Origin of the sequence: Escherichia sp. Lx600-2, from assembly GCF_036662595.1 — a bacterium.
GTDB lineage: Bacteria > Pseudomonadota > Gammaproteobacteria > Enterobacterales > Enterobacteriaceae > Escherichia > Escherichia coli.
Map to the genome: position 1 here is coordinate 1 of NZ_JAYQWM010000038.1, position 14,380 is coordinate 14,380.

12 protein-coding genes and 1 pseudogene are annotated in these 14,380 nt (G+C 49.8%); 5 read left to right on the forward strand and 8 right to left on the reverse strand.

The window, feature by feature from the left end; translation table 11 throughout:
• The first annotated feature begins 2 nt into the window (after window positions 1–2).
• On the forward strand, window positions 3–59 hold the full coding sequence (locus OQV04_RS25085; RefSeq protein ID WP_003032489.1) for an IS1 family transposase: 57 nt from the start codon (window positions 3–5) through the stop codon (window positions 57–59).
• 17 nt (window positions 60–76) lie between these two features.
• Window positions 77–883 (forward strand): annotated as a pseudogene (gene uidC / locus OQV04_RS14625) (glucuronide uptake porin UidC); the annotation flags it as partial.
• Window positions 884–927: 44 nt separating this feature from the next.
• On the opposite strand, the gene OQV04_RS14630 reads toward uidC, so the two are convergent.
• Window positions 928–2,436, reverse strand: a complete 1,509-nt coding sequence (locus OQV04_RS14630; protein WP_001043362.1) for a YdgA family protein — start codon at window positions 2,434–2,436, stop codon at window positions 928–930.
• Between the two features lie 100 nt (window positions 2,437–2,536).
• The gene (manA, locus tag OQV04_RS14635; protein ID WP_032280926.1) at window positions 2,537–3,712 is read right to left on the reverse strand and encodes a mannose-6-phosphate isomerase; all 1,176 of its coding nucleotides are present in this window, start codon (window positions 3,710–3,712) and stop codon (window positions 2,537–2,539) included.
• A gap of 198 nt (window positions 3,713–3,910) precedes the next feature.
• Here manA and fumB point away from each other — a divergent pair, with 198 nt between their 5' ends.
• Window positions 3,911–5,557, forward strand: coding sequence for a class I fumarate hydratase (gene fumB, locus OQV04_RS14640; protein WP_000066639.1), 1,647 nt, complete (start codon window positions 3,911–3,913; stop codon window positions 5,555–5,557).
• Between the two features lie 142 nt (window positions 5,558–5,699).
• On the forward strand, window positions 5,700–7,103 hold the full coding sequence (fumC, locus tag OQV04_RS14645) for a class II fumarate hydratase (RefSeq protein ID WP_032280924.1): 1,404 nt from the start codon (window positions 5,700–5,702) through the stop codon (window positions 7,101–7,103).
• Here fumC and tus read toward each other — a convergent pair.
• From tus to rstA, 3 genes are all read right to left on the reverse strand, one after another.
• Entirely contained in the window at window positions 7,100–8,029 is a 930-nt protein-coding gene (gene tus, locus OQV04_RS14650) for a DNA replication terminus site-binding protein (protein ID WP_001295399.1), read from the reverse strand. The genes fumC and tus overlap by 4 nt on opposite strands.
• Window positions 8,030–8,104: 75 nt before the next feature.
• Window positions 8,105–9,406, reverse strand: a complete 1,302-nt coding sequence (gene rstB / locus OQV04_RS14655; protein WP_000732491.1) for a two-component system sensor histidine kinase RstB — start codon at window positions 9,404–9,406, stop codon at window positions 8,105–8,107.
• Window positions 9,407–9,409: 3 nt separating this feature from the next.
• Window positions 9,410–10,129, reverse strand: coding sequence for a two-component system response regulator RstA (rstA, locus tag OQV04_RS14660; RefSeq protein ID WP_001092508.1), 720 nt, complete (start codon window positions 10,127–10,129; stop codon window positions 9,410–9,412).
• Between the two features lie 128 nt (window positions 10,130–10,257).
• Here rstA and OQV04_RS14665 point away from each other — a divergent pair, with 128 nt between their 5' ends.
• The gene (locus OQV04_RS14665; protein ID WP_000524868.1) at window positions 10,258–10,593 is read left to right on the forward strand and encodes a GlpM family protein; all 336 of its coding nucleotides are present in this window, start codon (window positions 10,258–10,260) and stop codon (window positions 10,591–10,593) included.
• Here the strand turns inward: OQV04_RS14665 and folM are convergent.
• From folM to ydgH, 3 genes are all read right to left on the reverse strand, one after another.
• The gene (folM, locus tag OQV04_RS14670; protein ID WP_000520804.1) at window positions 10,590–11,312 is read right to left on the reverse strand and encodes a dihydromonapterin reductase; all 723 of its coding nucleotides are present in this window, start codon (window positions 11,310–11,312) and stop codon (window positions 10,590–10,592) included. The two genes, OQV04_RS14665 and folM, sit on opposite strands and share 4 nt — an antisense overlap.
• Window positions 11,313–11,348: 36 nt before the next feature.
• Window positions 11,349–12,731: an amino acid permease gene (locus OQV04_RS14675; RefSeq protein ID WP_000412379.1), complete on the reverse strand. Its 1,383-nt coding sequence runs from the start codon at window positions 12,729–12,731 to the stop codon at window positions 11,349–11,351.
• A gap of 185 nt (window positions 12,732–12,916) precedes the next feature.
• The gene (gene ydgH / locus OQV04_RS14680) at window positions 12,917–13,861 is read right to left on the reverse strand and encodes a DUF1471 family protein YdgH (RefSeq protein ID WP_000769322.1); all 945 of its coding nucleotides are present in this window, start codon (window positions 13,859–13,861) and stop codon (window positions 12,917–12,919) included.
• Window positions 13,862–14,380: the final 519 nt, after the last annotated feature.

Genomic DNA, 14,380 nt, shown 5'->3' on the forward strand with positions numbered 1-14,380 from the left:
CGGTGGAGCTGCATGACAAAGTCATCGGGCATTATCTGAACATAAAACACTATCAATAAGTTGGAGTCATTACCCAGTTTCTGAAGGAGCATTAGGTTATTGGGCGTTAACGCCAAATATTGATCTGTGGGGAATGTGGCGTTCACGAGTATTTTTATGGACCGATTCAACAACCGGTATTCGTGATGAAGGGGTTTATAACAGCCAGACGGGAAAATACGATAAACATCGCGCACGTTCTTTTTTAGCCGCCAGTTGGCATGATGATACCAGTCGCTATTCTCTGGGGGCATCGGTACAGAAAGATGTTTCCAATCAGATACAAAGTATTCTCGAGAAAAGCATACCGCTCGACCCGAATTATACGTTGAAAGGGGAGTTGCTCGGCTTTTACGCGCAGCTCGAAGGTTTAAGTCGTAATACCAGTCAGCCCAATGAAACGGCGTTGGTTAGTGGACAATTGACCTGGAATGCGCCGTGGGGAAGCGTATTTGGCAGTGGTGGTTATTTGCGCCATGCAATGAATGGTGCCGTGGTGGATACCGACATTGGCTATCCCTTTTCATTAAGTCTTGATCGTAACCGTGAAGGAATGCAGTCCTGGCAATTGGGCGTCAACTATCGTTTAACGCCGCAATTTACACTGACATTTGCACCGATTGTGACTCGCGGCTATGAATCCAGTAAACGAGATGTGCGGATTGAAGGCGCGGGTATCTTAGGTGGTATGAACTATCGGGTCAGCGAAGGGCCGTTACAAGGGATGAATTTCTTTCTTGCTGCCGATAAAGGGGGGGAAAAGCGCGATGGCAGTGTGCTGGGCGATCGCCTGAATTACTGGGATGTGAAAATGAGTATTCAGTATGACTTTATGCTGAAGTAAGAAATAACGCCGGAGAGAAAAACCTCCGGCGTTTTGGCTGTGAATTACTGCTGCGGAATAGCGGGTACGACCGGAACGTTTAATGCCGGCATTGCAAACATACCAACGAAATCTTCCAGTGGCATTTTCTGCCCATTTAACGTTATCTGACCGTTAGCATATTGCAGGCTGGTGGTGATGGTATTGTCCTGCAAGGTGGTCAGACGGAACATCTGCCCCATTGCTGATGCACCTTCAACTTGCTGTTTCGCCAGTTTTTTCGCTTGATCTTCCTGATAACCTTCCAGCTTCGCTACCTGAGTCATCAACTCAGTTGCCATATCCACCGGAATGGTCAGTTTCGCATCCAGAGATTTAACCGAACGATCTACTTCCTGCGCCAGCGTTTGCGGCGCTTCTTTAGTCGTTGCCGGATCTTTCAGGAACAGCGACAGATTCAGTGCACTTTCACCCTGACTGTTTTTCCAGCTTAGTGGCGCGATAGTAATCACCGGATCGCCTTTCAACATCAGCGGCAGGGCGCTAAAGAAGGCTTCCGTCACTTTCTCCTGATAAAGTTCGGGATTGTTGGCAATTTCTGGCTGTGCCAGCAGCGCCTGAGTTTGCGCGTTATATTGCTGGCTAAACTGATGCCAGGCTTCGCCATCAATTTGGCCGACTTTTAAAGTCAGCTTGCCGCTGCCCAGATCCTGATTCTGTACCTTCAGGCTGTTTAGCGAGTAATCCAGTTGGCTATTGATCGTTTTACCGTCATTGACCAGATCCGATTTACCGCTGATCTCCATGCCTTCCAGCAGTGCCAGTTCTTTGCCTTCCACTGAAATGGTCATTTTTTCCAGTGACAGTTTTTGGTTTCCTACGCGCTCACCAAAACTTGCCAGCGTGCTGGAACCGTCAGTTTTCAGATTATTAAAGGTCAACTGCACTTTCTGGTTGTATTCGTTAACTGCGTCTATCCGACCACTTTGCGCCTCCCCGGAAAGGGAGATAGCTTTGCCGTCTCTGTCCGCATTTAACTGGAACTCGCCGCCGCTAAAGGCGACTTTTTCATCCTTTTGCTCGTAATTCAGCGGATTGAGCGAAATATCGGAACTGGAATCACCGCTGTAACCAATGCGGGAGTTAATCTCAAAAGGCGTTTCACCTTTTGCCATATCAAACAGTGGTTTGCTTACTTCGTTATTGACCAGCGTGGTTTGAATTGATGCCATCGATGGGATCAGGTTCAGTTTTTTAAGCTGGGCAAGGGGGAAGGGACCATGATCAACCGATTCGTTGAAGATGACGCTCTGACCGCTTTTAATCCACGGATTTTCTTTCCCGGCAATGGGTTTCACCAACAGTTGCAGCTGACTGCTGAATACGCCGCGATGATAGTTTTGATAACTCACTTCCAGGTTGGATTCAGGAGCGGTCAGTTTGAGTTGCGCGTTCGCCTGCGCGACCATGTCTTCGAGATGGGTTTCAATCTTCTTGCCTGTATACCATGCGCCGCCTGTCCAGACTACGCCTAGCGCAACAATGACGCCTACCGCTACCAGCGATTTATTCATAATGATTATCCATAAAATGAAATCAGGCGGACTGGCCGCCTGAAGGTGTTATAAGCCTTTAATAAGCTTAGCAAGAGATGTTAATTTTTTCAGTAAGCTCTTACAGCTTGTTGTAAACACGCGCTAAACGGCCGTGGCCTTTAACAGTCACCGGTGATTCGTTGGCGGCAATAAACGCTGATTCACCCGGTTTAAGCTGTAACTGCTGAGAACCTTTACACAGCGTTGCATCGCCTTCGACACAGAACAAAATGGCGGCACTCTGCTGGCTAATGGTGGTTTCTTTATCACTAAGGTCATGCAGCGAGAAGGCAAAATCATCAACAGGAATCGGGAAGTCCAGTTCTGCACCTTGTTTCACCGGCTGGGTCAACAACTGGTTAGCCGGTTTGGCTTCGAACTTCACATTGGCAACCAGTTCCGGAATATCAATGTATTTAGGCGTCAGACCCGCACGCAGCACGTTATCGGAGTTTGCCATCACTTCCAGCGCCACGCCTTGCAGGTAAGCGTGCGGTGTTTCAGCGAACAGGAACATCGCTTCGCCAGGATTCAATTTCACCACATTCAGCAACAGCGGAGAGAACAGGCCGCTGTCATCCGGGTAAAATTCAGAAATTAAACGAATCGTTTGCCACGGTTCACCCTGCTGACTGTCGAGCGCCGATTTTAAAATCGCCAGCGCGCGGGATTTTTCTTCACCCTGCATATTCAACAGGCTGGCGAACAGTTCGCTTAAACGTTCGGCATGTGGCTGTTGTAAAAAGTGAGCAATTGCCGGATGTGCACCTGCGACTGGCTGGAGTAGGGAGACAATCTCGGAAAATTCACGAAACGCGTTCATCGCAAGGAAAGGCGTCAGCGCAAAAACCAGCTCCGGCTTGTGGTTAGGATCTTTATAGTTACGCTCGGCGGCATCCATCGGGATACCTGCGGCATTTTCTTTGGCAAAACCGATTTCAGAATTGTGTTTGTTTGGATGAACCTGAATGGAGAGTGGCTGTGCTGCGCATAATACTTTGAACAGGAAAGGCAGTTCGCCAAAGCGTTTGGCAACGGCCTCTCCGAGCAGAGTCGATTTATCACTCTCAATCACATCACGCAGTGAAACGATATCTCCGGCGGCATTCTGCACTCGTGAACTGCTTTTCGGATGTGCGCCCATCCACAGCTCGGCCATCGGCTGGCTGGACGGATTATCCATACCATAAAGTTCAGTCAACGCCGTTTTGCTGCCCCAGGCATAGTTTTGCACTGAGTTAATGAGTTTTTGCATGATCAATCCCTGTTTTAATGTGGAAATTAATCCCGCTATTAAAGCAAGAATCCTACGGGAAGTAACCTGGAGCCGCAAAAAGTCGTACTAGTCTCAGTTTTTGTTAAAAAAGTGTGTAGGATATTGTTACTCGCTTTTAACAGGGCAACGGAACACCCGCCCAGAGCATAACCAAACCAGGCAGTAAGTGAGAGAACAATGTCAAACAAACCCTTTCATTATCAGGCTCCTTTTCCACTCAAAAAAGATGATACTGAGTATTACCTGCTAACCAGCGAACACGTTAGCGTATCTGAATTTGAAGGGCAGGAGATTTTGAAAGTCGCACCCGAAGCGTTAACTCTGTTGGCGCGTCAGGCGTTTCATGATGCGTCGTTTATGCTGCGTCCGGCTCACCAACAACAGGTGGCCGACATTCTGCGTGACCCGGAGGCCAGCGAAAATGATAAATATGTGGCGCTGCAATTCCTGCGTAACTCCGACATCGCGGCGAAAGGCGTTCTGCCAACCTGTCAGGATACCGGCACCGCGATTATTGTTGGTAAAAAAGGGCAGCGTGTATGGACCGGTGGTGGTGATGAAGCGGCGCTGGCGCGCGGTGTCTATAACACTTATATCGAAGATAATCTGCGCTACTCGCAAAACGCGCCGCTGGATATGTATAAAGAAGTGAATACCGGCACCAATCTGCCAGCGCAGATCGATCTTTATGCCGTTGATGGCGACGAATACAAATTCCTCTGTATCGCCAAAGGTGGTGGTTCGGCAAACAAGACGTATCTCTATCAGGAAACCAAAGCGTTACTGACGCCGGGGAAACTGAAAAATTACCTGGTTGAGAAGATGCGCACGCTGGGTACGGCGGCCTGTCCTCCGTATCATATTGCGTTCGTTATTGGTGGAACTTCTGCAGAAACGAACCTTAAAACGGTGAAACTGGCTTCCGCGAAATACTATGATGAACTGCCAACGGAAGGGAATGAGCACGGTCAGGCGTTCCGCGATGTGGAACTGGAAAAAGAATTGCTGATCGAAGCGCAAAATCTTGGTCTGGGTGCGCAGTTTGGTGGTAAATACTTCGCTCACGACATCCGCGTGATTCGCCTGCCACGTCACGGCGCATCCTGCCCGGTCGGTATGGGCGTCTCCTGCTCTGCTGACCGTAATATCAAAGCGAAGATCAACCGTCAGGGGATCTGGATCGAAAAACTGGAACATAATCCAGGCAAATATATCCCGGAAGAGCTGCGCAAAGCGGGAGAAGGCGAAGCGGTGCGCGTTGACCTTAACCGTCCGATGAAAGAGATCCTCGCACAGTTGTCGCAGTATCCCGTTTCTACACGCTTATCGCTTAACGGCACGATTATCGTCGGTCGTGATATTGCTCACGCCAAACTGAAAGAGCGGATGGATAACGGTGAAGGGCTGCCGCAGTACATTAAAGATCATCCGATTTACTACGCGGGTCCGGCCAAAACGCCGGAAGGTTATGCCTCCGGTTCTCTTGGCCCAACGACCGCCGGACGGATGGATTCTTATGTCGATCAACTGCAAGCGCAGGGCGGAAGTATGATCATGCTGGCGAAAGGCAACCGCAGCCAGCAGGTGACGGATGCCTGTAAAAAACACGGCGGCTTCTACCTTGGCAGTATCGGTGGTCCGGCCGCTGTATTGGCGCAGGGAAGTATTAAGAGCCTGGAATGTGTTGAATATCCGGAACTGGGAATGGAAGCCATCTGGAAAATTGAAGTGGAAGATTTCCCGGCGTTTATCCTTGTGGATGATAAAGGAAATGACTTCTTCCAGCAGATACAACTCACACAATGCACCCGCTGTGTGAAATAAACAGAGCCGCCCTTCGGGGCGTTTTTTTTATATGGCACGAAAGACCAAACATTTGTTATCAAATGGTAAATAATGAGTGAGCTAAAAGTTGCTTAACGAAAGCAAAGCAGAAAGAAAAAATTAATCAGGTGAGGAGCAGGCCATGAATACAGTTCGCAGCGAAAAAGATTCGATGGGGGCGATTGATGTCCCGGGAGATAAGCTGTGGGGCGCACAAACTCAACGCTCGCTGGAGCATTTCCGCATTTCGACGGAGAAAATGCCCACCTCACTGATTCATGCGCTGGCGCTAACCAAGCGCGCAGCGGCAAAAGTTAATGAAGATTTAGGCTTGTTGTCCGAAGAGAAAGCGAGCGCCATTCGTCAGGCTGCGGATGAAGTGCTGGCGGGGCAGCATGATGATGAATTCCCGCTGGCAATCTGGCAGACCGGTTCTGGCACACAAAGTAACATGAACATGAACGAAGTGCTGGCCAATCGGGCGAGTGAACTGCTCGGCGGCGTGCGCGGGATGGAACGTAAAGTTCACCCTAACGACGACGTGAACAAAAGCCAAAGTTCCAACGATGTCTTTCCGACGGCGATGCACGTTGCTGCGCTGCTGGCGCTGCGCAAGCAACTCATTCCGCAGCTTAAAACCCTGACACAGACGCTGAGTGAAAAATCGCGTGCATTTGCCGATATCGTAAAAATCGGTCGAACCCACTTGCAGGACGCCACCCCGCTAACACTGGGGCAGGAGATTTCCGGCTGGGTAGCGATGCTCGAGCATAATCTTAAACATATCGAATACAGCCTGCCTCACGTAGCGGAACTGGCTCTTGGCGGTACAGCGGTGGGTACTGGACTAAATACCCATCCGGAGTATGCGCGTCGCGTAGCAGATGAACTGGCAGTCATTACCTGTGCACCGTTTGTTACCGCGCCGAACAAATTTGAAGCGCTGGCGACCTGTGATGCCCTGGTTCAGGCGCACGGCGCGTTGAAAGGGTTGGCTGCGTCACTGATGAAAATCGCCAATGATGTCCGCTGGCTGGCCTCTGGCCCGCGCTGCGGAATTGGTGAAATCTCAATCCCGGAAAATGAGCCGGGCAGCTCAATCATGCCGGGGAAAGTGAACCCAACACAGTGTGAGGCATTAACCATGCTCTGCTGTCAGGTGATGGGGAACGACGTGGCGATCAACATGGGGGGCGCTTCCGGTAACTTTGAACTGAACGTCTTCCGTCCAATGGTGATCCACAATTTCCTGCAATCGGTGCGCTTGCTGGCAGATGGCATGGAAAGTTTTAACAAACACTGCGCAGTGGGTATTGAACCGAATCGTGAGCGAATCAATCAATTACTCAATGAATCGCTGATGCTGGTGACTGCGCTTAACACCCACATTGGTTATGACAAAGCCGCCGAGATCGCCAAAAAAGCGCATAAAGAAGGGCTGACCTTAAAAGCGGCGGCCCTTGCGCTGGGGTATCTTAGCGAAGCCGAGTTTGACCGCTGGGTACGGCCAGAACAGATGGTCGGCAGTATGAAAGCCGGGCGTTAATCTGCAACATACAGGTGCAGCCGTGGAATGATCAAACGAAGCGGCTGCGCCTGTGGTTTATAACGGTGCTGCACATTGTCGGCATCGTAATTTAACAACTCACCAACGTCCGGCACGCCCGCGCCATTATCCCGATTAATCAGTGCAATCAGCGGTGTAGGGCAGGCGTGTTGGACTTGTTTTTGATCTCCTTTGTACCAGACGCGGGCAATCGGCTGCACCTTCACCGGACGTTTGATTTTTAACTTCGCGTTCTGTGGCAGGGCAGCGATATCCTGATACTCTCGCTCCAGTTTTCTTTGCCACTCCTCGCGCGTCCACGGTGCGACACTGCGTGGTGATTTCAGGCTTTTTTCCAGCTGTGCCAGGACTTCATCACGATGCAAATTTTTAATGATATGTTTATTAGCCCAGCCAAAACGTAAAGTGGCGGGGTCGTGCAGAACGGTGAGCGTGCGGTAAGCATTAAGGGTGATCAGCCCCGGCAAATGACGATGCACCCATTCAAAACGTGCCGCGGTGGGGAGTTCTGATTCAACCGTGACGATATGCTCGAACGTGGTCTTGAGTTTATTGATGTGCTGAATATGACTGACCAACGCTGCTTGCGAAAGGTTATCGACCTGGTAACACAACACGCCAGGCAGACGGACAGCGGCTTTGCTGCTGCGATTTTCGGACTGTTGTTGAATAAATAAATGACGGAAATGACGCAACGCCAGCGACTGCGCGTCGTTGCCGAGATGTTGTTTCACCTCAATACGATTAAGCGGATTATGCTCATCCTCTTTTTTTACCTCCGGCAAAGAGAACACGCGGGCAACCAATAGCTTGTGTTGCTCAAGATGAGCGGCAAATGCAGCCAGCTCTTGTTCCATCTGGCGAAAAGTAGTGTTGAGTCGGTCTACGAGATCGTAACGCGCCATAATATTAACCACTTTAGTTACAACATCCTTCTTTTATAGCACAGTGGTGGTGACTTGACCACCGTGCGCGTAGTGTCAAGCAGAGGTAAATTGCGGGATGTTATGCCATAACGGCCAGCTAAACGAGAAGCGGGCACCACCCAGTTCGCTGGTGTCACAATTAACCGTACCGCCCATTGCCAGTGCTATAGAGTGGACAATTGCCAGCCCCAGCCCGCAGCCGCCGGTTGAGCGATCCCGGCTGGGATCGAGGCGAACAAAAGGTTCAAAGATATGTTCGCGGTTTTCTGGGGCAATCCCTGGGCCATCATCCTCAACAATTAATGTCGCTCTATTCCCCGACAGTAGCAGGCTGGTTTCAACCGTTGAATGGCAGTAGCGCAGGGCGTTATTGAGCAAATTATCCAGCACGCGCTCCATTAAGCGCATATCCAACGCCGCATAATGGCCTTGCATGAGCGTTTTTATCCGTACCGTTTTATCGGGCGTTACTGCCTGAATATCTGCCAGATGCGTTGATAGCCACAACGGCAGGTCTGGTTCGCTAAGATGAAGCTCGTTTTGTGGGCGATCGAGTCGGGCATAAGTCAGCAGCTCTTCAATTAAAGCTTCAAGTTGACTGATATCACGATTCAACGCCTGGGATTCGGCGGCGCTCAGGTTATCGCTCATCTCCAGTCGATAACGCAGGCGCACTAACGGTGTTCGCAGTTCGTGAGCGATACCGTCAATAAGCTGTTTTTTGCTGGCAATCAAGGCGTTGATATTGTCCGCCATCTGGTTAAATGCGATACCAAGTCGTTCAAAGCTCGAACCCTCATCAAAGTGGATACGTTCATTGAGATGCCCATCGCCAAATCGTTGCGCCGCTGCTTCCAGTTTTAACATATCCTGCCAGTGCGGACGCATCCAGATAAACACCGGAAAGGCGAGGGAAATAGCAATAAAAGCGATCAGGGCGATATCCAGCAATCGCATCTGATGGAGATAATAAAGATAAGGAACAGGACCAACTGCCAGCACGTAGTGGCTGCGCGGGATACGCTGCAAAAACGTGTACTGATCGTCCAGGGCGACAATTTCGCCGCCACGCAGTCGGTGCATGGAAATATCATCAAGATGGTATTTACTCAGTGGCTCGACACGCAGATCGAAAGAGAGATTTAAATCCATCTCTTTCAGCGTCTTACCCCAGTCGTGTGGGGGGATCTCACGCAATTCGCTGCGCATCAGATACAGCGAACTGTTCATCAAATCATCCAGCGACTGTTTGCCCGCGCGTTCGGCGGTAAATTTGTACACCAGCCCAACCAGCAGAGACATCACAAGGAAGCAGACAAACAATAACAGGTAAAACTGGATAAACAGTTTTTTCATCGCTTATTCCCATGCATGAGGCGCAAAAAGATAGCCTTTGTTACGCACAGTTTTAATGCGATAAGGTTCTGCGGCGTTATCGAGCAGTTTTTTTCTTAACCGCGAAATAGCCACGTCCACGCTACGATCCAGTCCGTCATAACTGACGCCGCGTAAATTTTTCAGCAATGCATCGCGGTCCATGATTTGCCCGGCATGGGTAGCTAATTCCCACAATAATTCGAAATCAGCTGTCGAGAGCGAGATTTCAGTGTTAGCCAGGGTGACTACGCGGTTGATGGGATCGATGGTCAACGTGCCGAAATGCAGGGCTTTGTAGGGAGTCAGAGACGTTTCCTGAAGACCTTTGGTCAGTGTGGCTTGCTCATTCTGACGCAAATGCAAACGTAAACGCGCTAACAAAACAGCAGGGGGCGTCGTTTTGAGAATATAGTCGCAGGCACCCATTTCCAGTGCCAGGATGTGGTTCATATCGCTATCGAGAGAGGTTAGAAGAACAATCGGTCCGGACCACTTTGCGCGTAAATCACGACAAATGGTCATGCCGTCCTTGCCTGGTAGCATGATGTCGAGTAACACCAAATCCGGATTTTCTCGCAAAATGGTTTCTTCGGCCTGGTCGCCGCGCGGCTCTACGGTAACCTGCATATCATGTTTTGCCAGGTACGCGGCAATCAGTGAACCGACTTCCGCATCATCTTCCACAAATACGATAGTGTTCATAACATTCACGGTAGATATAAAAACGTCACAATACACCGCGCTGTTTTTACTTACTATCAATCGTTTCTAAACAAGTTTTCATCAGGTATTCTACTGATGACTTGTTATGGAAGTGTTAAGGTAAAAAGATGGGGCTGGTAATCAAAGCCGCGCTCGGTGCGCTGGTAGTGCTGTTGATTGGTGTTTTAGCAAAAACGAAAAATTATTATATCGCCGGGCTGATTCCACTTTTCCCGACCTTTGCGCTCATCGCGCATTATATTGTTGCCAGCGAACGTGGCATCGAAGCCTTGCGTGCAACCATCATTTTTAGCATGTGGTCGATTATTCCCTATTTTGTTTACCTGGTGTCACTGTGGTATTTCACCGGAATGATGCGCTTACCCGCTGCTTTTGTTGGTTCTGTTGCGTGTTGGGGGATAAGCGCATGGGTGTTGATTATATGCTGGATAAAGCTGCATTAACGCAGATGACGACCGCCATCAAGTGGGAAACTGCGTCCGGTGACAAAGCAACTGGTAAGTAAGTAATCGACCAGGTCGATCACTTCTTTCTCGCCAGGCGCGGTTTTCATCAGTGATTTATTCAGCGCCTGTTGTCGATATTCGGCATCATCATGTTCATTAAACAGGATCAGCGATGGCGCAATAGAATTCACTTTCACTTCCGGTGCCAGCTTGCGGGCAAACGAGCGGGTCATATTATCCAGTGCCGCTTTGCTTGCAGCATACGCAATATGCTTGTCGCTACCGCGCTCCACCACATAATCGGTAAAGTGAATGATATCGCTGGCGGCGTGTCCGTGCCCACGCAGTAATCTTTCCAGCGCATGGTTGAGCAGGTATGGGGTATTAACGTGGATCTGCATCATGCAAGCCAGTACGTCGGCCAGTGGCGCACCCGGTTTTTCCGCCATCCACGCACTGGCGTTATGCAAAATAGCACGCAGACCATGGGTGCTTTTTAGTACTTCATCGGCAAACGCCATCACACCGTCGTTGGTCGAAAAATCAGCCTGAATACACTGCGCACCTGCATTAATCAGTCCATCAATGGCTGGATAGTGTGTCCGATAGCTGACAATCACCGGTTGCTTTTGATTAATGAAATGCCATGCAAGGGCGAGGCCGATGCGACGACCTCCGCCAGTAATTAATATTGGCAAGGGCTGGGTTTTACCCATCGTTATCTCCTTTACTATCCAACGATGGGATGAACGTTATCCCACCAGCATCCAGGTCGCCGGAACTGAGGCAATTAACAGCATGCCAATCAGCACCATTTCCTGACGGTTCAGTACATTATCATGTGTATGCGTTTTGCGCGCATACAGGAAAACCAGCAGCCCCGGTGCATACAGAACAACGGATAACAGCAAGTGCATTGGACCAGAGGCGTACAATAACCATAAGCCATAAATGCAGGCACCGACACCTACCGCTTTATGCAGTGGACGGGTTGCGATTTTCAGCAAGAACGCGCCGACCAGGAAATAGGGCACCAGAATCATTTCTGAGGCGATGGTCAGCAACGTGTTGTAATCGGAACCGGTCAGCCAGATGAGTACCAGACAAATTTGCACGCAGATGTTGGTCAACCACAGTGAGGCGGATGGCGCAGCTTGTGCGTTCTGGCGCGCAAAAATGCGTGGGAATGCTTTATGAGTGGCAGCCAGGAACGGAACTTCTGCCGCCATGATGGTCCAGCTTAAGTACGCGCCGCAAACGGAAACGATCAAACCGGCAGCGATGATGATTTCGCCCCATGGTCCCATCATTTCCACCATCAGACCGGCCATTGATGGGTTACGAATTTCAGCCAGTTCAGGACGTGCCACCACACCCAGCGAAAGCAGCGTTACCAGCAAGTAAACGCCCAGAGCGGAGAGAACCGCCAGCAGTGTCGCTTTGCCAACATCACGTTTATTACGCGCACGCGCAGAAACAACCACGGCACCTTCCACACCAATGAAAACCCACAGGGTGATCAGCATGGTGTTTTTCACCTGTTCCCAAACAGGTACGCCAAGTGCAAGTCCGGTGAAGTCGAGCTTGAAGGTATCCAGTTTGAACATCATCATCGCCAGCACAACAAACAGACCCAGCGGCAACAATTTTGCCAGTGTCGCCACCAGGTTAATGCTGGCAGCGGTTTGCACCCCGCGCAGGATCAAAAAGTGAACAATCCACAATAAAGCCGATGCACCGACTATCGATTGCCAGGTATTACCATCGCCAAACAGGCGCAATTCCGGCGTGTCCGTAAAAAAGCTTAACGCGGAAAAAACGATCACCAGATAGGAGACGTTGGCGATGACTGCGCACAGCCAGTATCCCCATGCGGAACAAAAGCCGATTAGCTCGCCAAACCCTTCGCGGGCGTAGGTAAAGATACCGCCGTCAAGTTCGGGACGAATGCGCGTGAGGATCAGCATGGCAAAGGCCAGCAATAAAATGCCAGCGCCAGTAATACCCCAGCCGATGAGCAGTGCTGCCGGGCTGGCAACTGCCGCCATATTTTGCGGCAGACTGAAAACACCCGCGCCCAGCATTGAGCTTAATACCAGCGCGGTGAGTGCGCTCAGTCCCAGTTTCTTTTCCATCGATATCCAGTGATTAAAACGTGATAAGAAGAATAAATATTAGGGCAAAACGCATAAAAATGGAGTTTGCCACTGAAGCGCGGGATTTTACGAAGAGATGTGTCTGCATGCAATGGTCGCGGGGAAATTTGTGACTAAAAATGCGAAAGGCGGCATCAAGCCGCCTTATAGGAGTAACTGAATAGTTATTTATACAGATCTGCGCTGACGGTCAGGTTATTACCACGTTCCTGCCACTGGCGGGTGATGTGGTAATACTTAGCACCTTTCTTCGCGGCACGTTTCGCAACCTGATAGGAGACTTCGGTCATGTTGCCGTAGTTGCCAGAGAATTTGATGCTGTCGAACGGGACCATCATCGCTGCGGTCGCTTTGTTCAGTTCTTCGACTTTAGTGCCATCCGGGAGCGTGACGGTGTAACGCCCGCCTTTTGATGACTGGGTTTCAAAGAAGCGACCGACTTCAGAACTTGGTGATGCGGTAGTCGCAACACCCGGGATCTCAACTTTCTTCGCGGCTTCGCCACCGGCAGCCAGAGCTGCACGTCCTGCTTCGGAATCTGCCGGGATCACATCCGGGCTCTGGACGATACGTTTCTTAGCATCTTTTTTATAGATGAATGCAGTAATACGCTGGTTGCCGCCCTGGTTGGCATCGATTTGACGAACAATGTAGAAAGAGTAGGCACCTTTCGCTTTTGCCGCTTTGGTGATGGCATCATTGACTTCTGGCTGGCTACGATAGAAGCCCTGGACGGTGACCGTGTCAAACGGTTCAATCAGAACAGCCTGATCTTTCGGCAGTTCGACAACACCGTTAATTACGCGATTACTTGTTTCTTCTGCTTTTTCAGCATCGGCTTTATAGAGGTCAGCGACCACACGCCAGTTACCGCTGTTACCAAAATCAGAAGTGTCGACAACATAAAAAGAGGCGGCACCTTCTTTATCTGCGCGACGAGAAACGGCTTTCACCGCTTCGCCAATAGCATTAAAACGACCGGTAACCACTACACGGTCAAAAGGTTTAACCGCTGCCGCTTGCTCCGGTGTCAGTTCTGTTGCTGCGTTAACGGAGAATGCCGTAGCAGAAAGCAGTGCCGACGCCAGGAGGGTGTTCTTAAGCTTCATAAAAATAATCCTTCGCCTTGCGCAAACCAGGTACTGGTATTGTTATTAACGAGAAACGTGGCTGATTATTGCATTTAAACGGTGTAACTGTCTGCGTCATTTTTCATATCACATTCCTTAAACCAATTTTAATCCTGCTCAAATGACCGTCTATGCTTAAAAAACAGCCGTATCAGCATCAATACTACTGAAGCAACTGAATTGTATAAGTTAATTTAATGTTAAGTAGTGATTCGTGCCGGGGCGTTGTCTCGTTTTACCCGACCGTCGAAGACAATTATCAGTCTTTATCCGGCGTTCTAAGGTGTTTATCCCACTATCACGGCTGAATCGTTAATATTTTGCGAGTTCACGCCGAAATACTGATTTTTGGCGCTAGATCACAGGCATAATTTTCAGTACGTTATAGGGCGTTTGTTACTAATTTATTTTAACGGAGTAACATTTAGCTCGTACATGAGCGGCTTGTGTGGCTCCTGACACAGGCAAACCATCATCAATAAAACCGATGGAAGGGAA

Coding starts and splice junctions, on each gene's coding strand:
- ydgH (WP_000769322.1), bottom strand. CDS start 13,861: ATGAAGCTTAAGAACACCCTCCTGGCGTCGGCACTGCTTTCTGCTACG.
- OQV04_RS14665 (WP_000524868.1), top strand. CDS start 10,258: ATGGGGCTGGTAATCAAAGCCGCGCTCGGTGCGCTGGTAGTGCTGTTG.
- folM (WP_000520804.1), bottom strand. CDS start 11,312: ATGGGTAAAACCCAGCCCTTGCCAATATTAATTACTGGCGGAGGTCGT.
- fumC (WP_032280924.1), top strand. CDS start 5,700: ATGAATACAGTTCGCAGCGAAAAAGATTCGATGGGGGCGATTGATGTC.
- rstA (WP_001092508.1), bottom strand. CDS start 10,129: ATGAACACTATCGTATTTGTGGAAGATGATGCGGAAGTCGGTTCACTG.
- tus (WP_001295399.1), bottom strand. CDS start 8,029: ATGGCGCGTTACGATCTCGTAGACCGACTCAACACTACTTTTCGCCAG.
- rstB (WP_000732491.1), bottom strand. CDS start 9,406: ATGAAAAAACTGTTTATCCAGTTTTACCTGTTATTGTTTGTCTGCTTC.
- OQV04_RS14630 (WP_001043362.1), bottom strand. CDS start 2,436: ATGAATAAATCGCTGGTAGCGGTAGGCGTCATTGTTGCGCTAGGCGTA.
- manA (WP_032280926.1), bottom strand. CDS start 3,712: ATGCAAAAACTCATTAACTCAGTGCAAAACTATGCCTGGGGCAGCAAA.
- fumB (WP_000066639.1), top strand. CDS start 3,911: ATGTCAAACAAACCCTTTCATTATCAGGCTCCTTTTCCACTCAAAAAA.
- OQV04_RS14675 (WP_000412379.1), bottom strand. CDS start 12,731: ATGGAAAAGAAACTGGGACTGAGCGCACTCACCGCGCTGGTATTAAGC.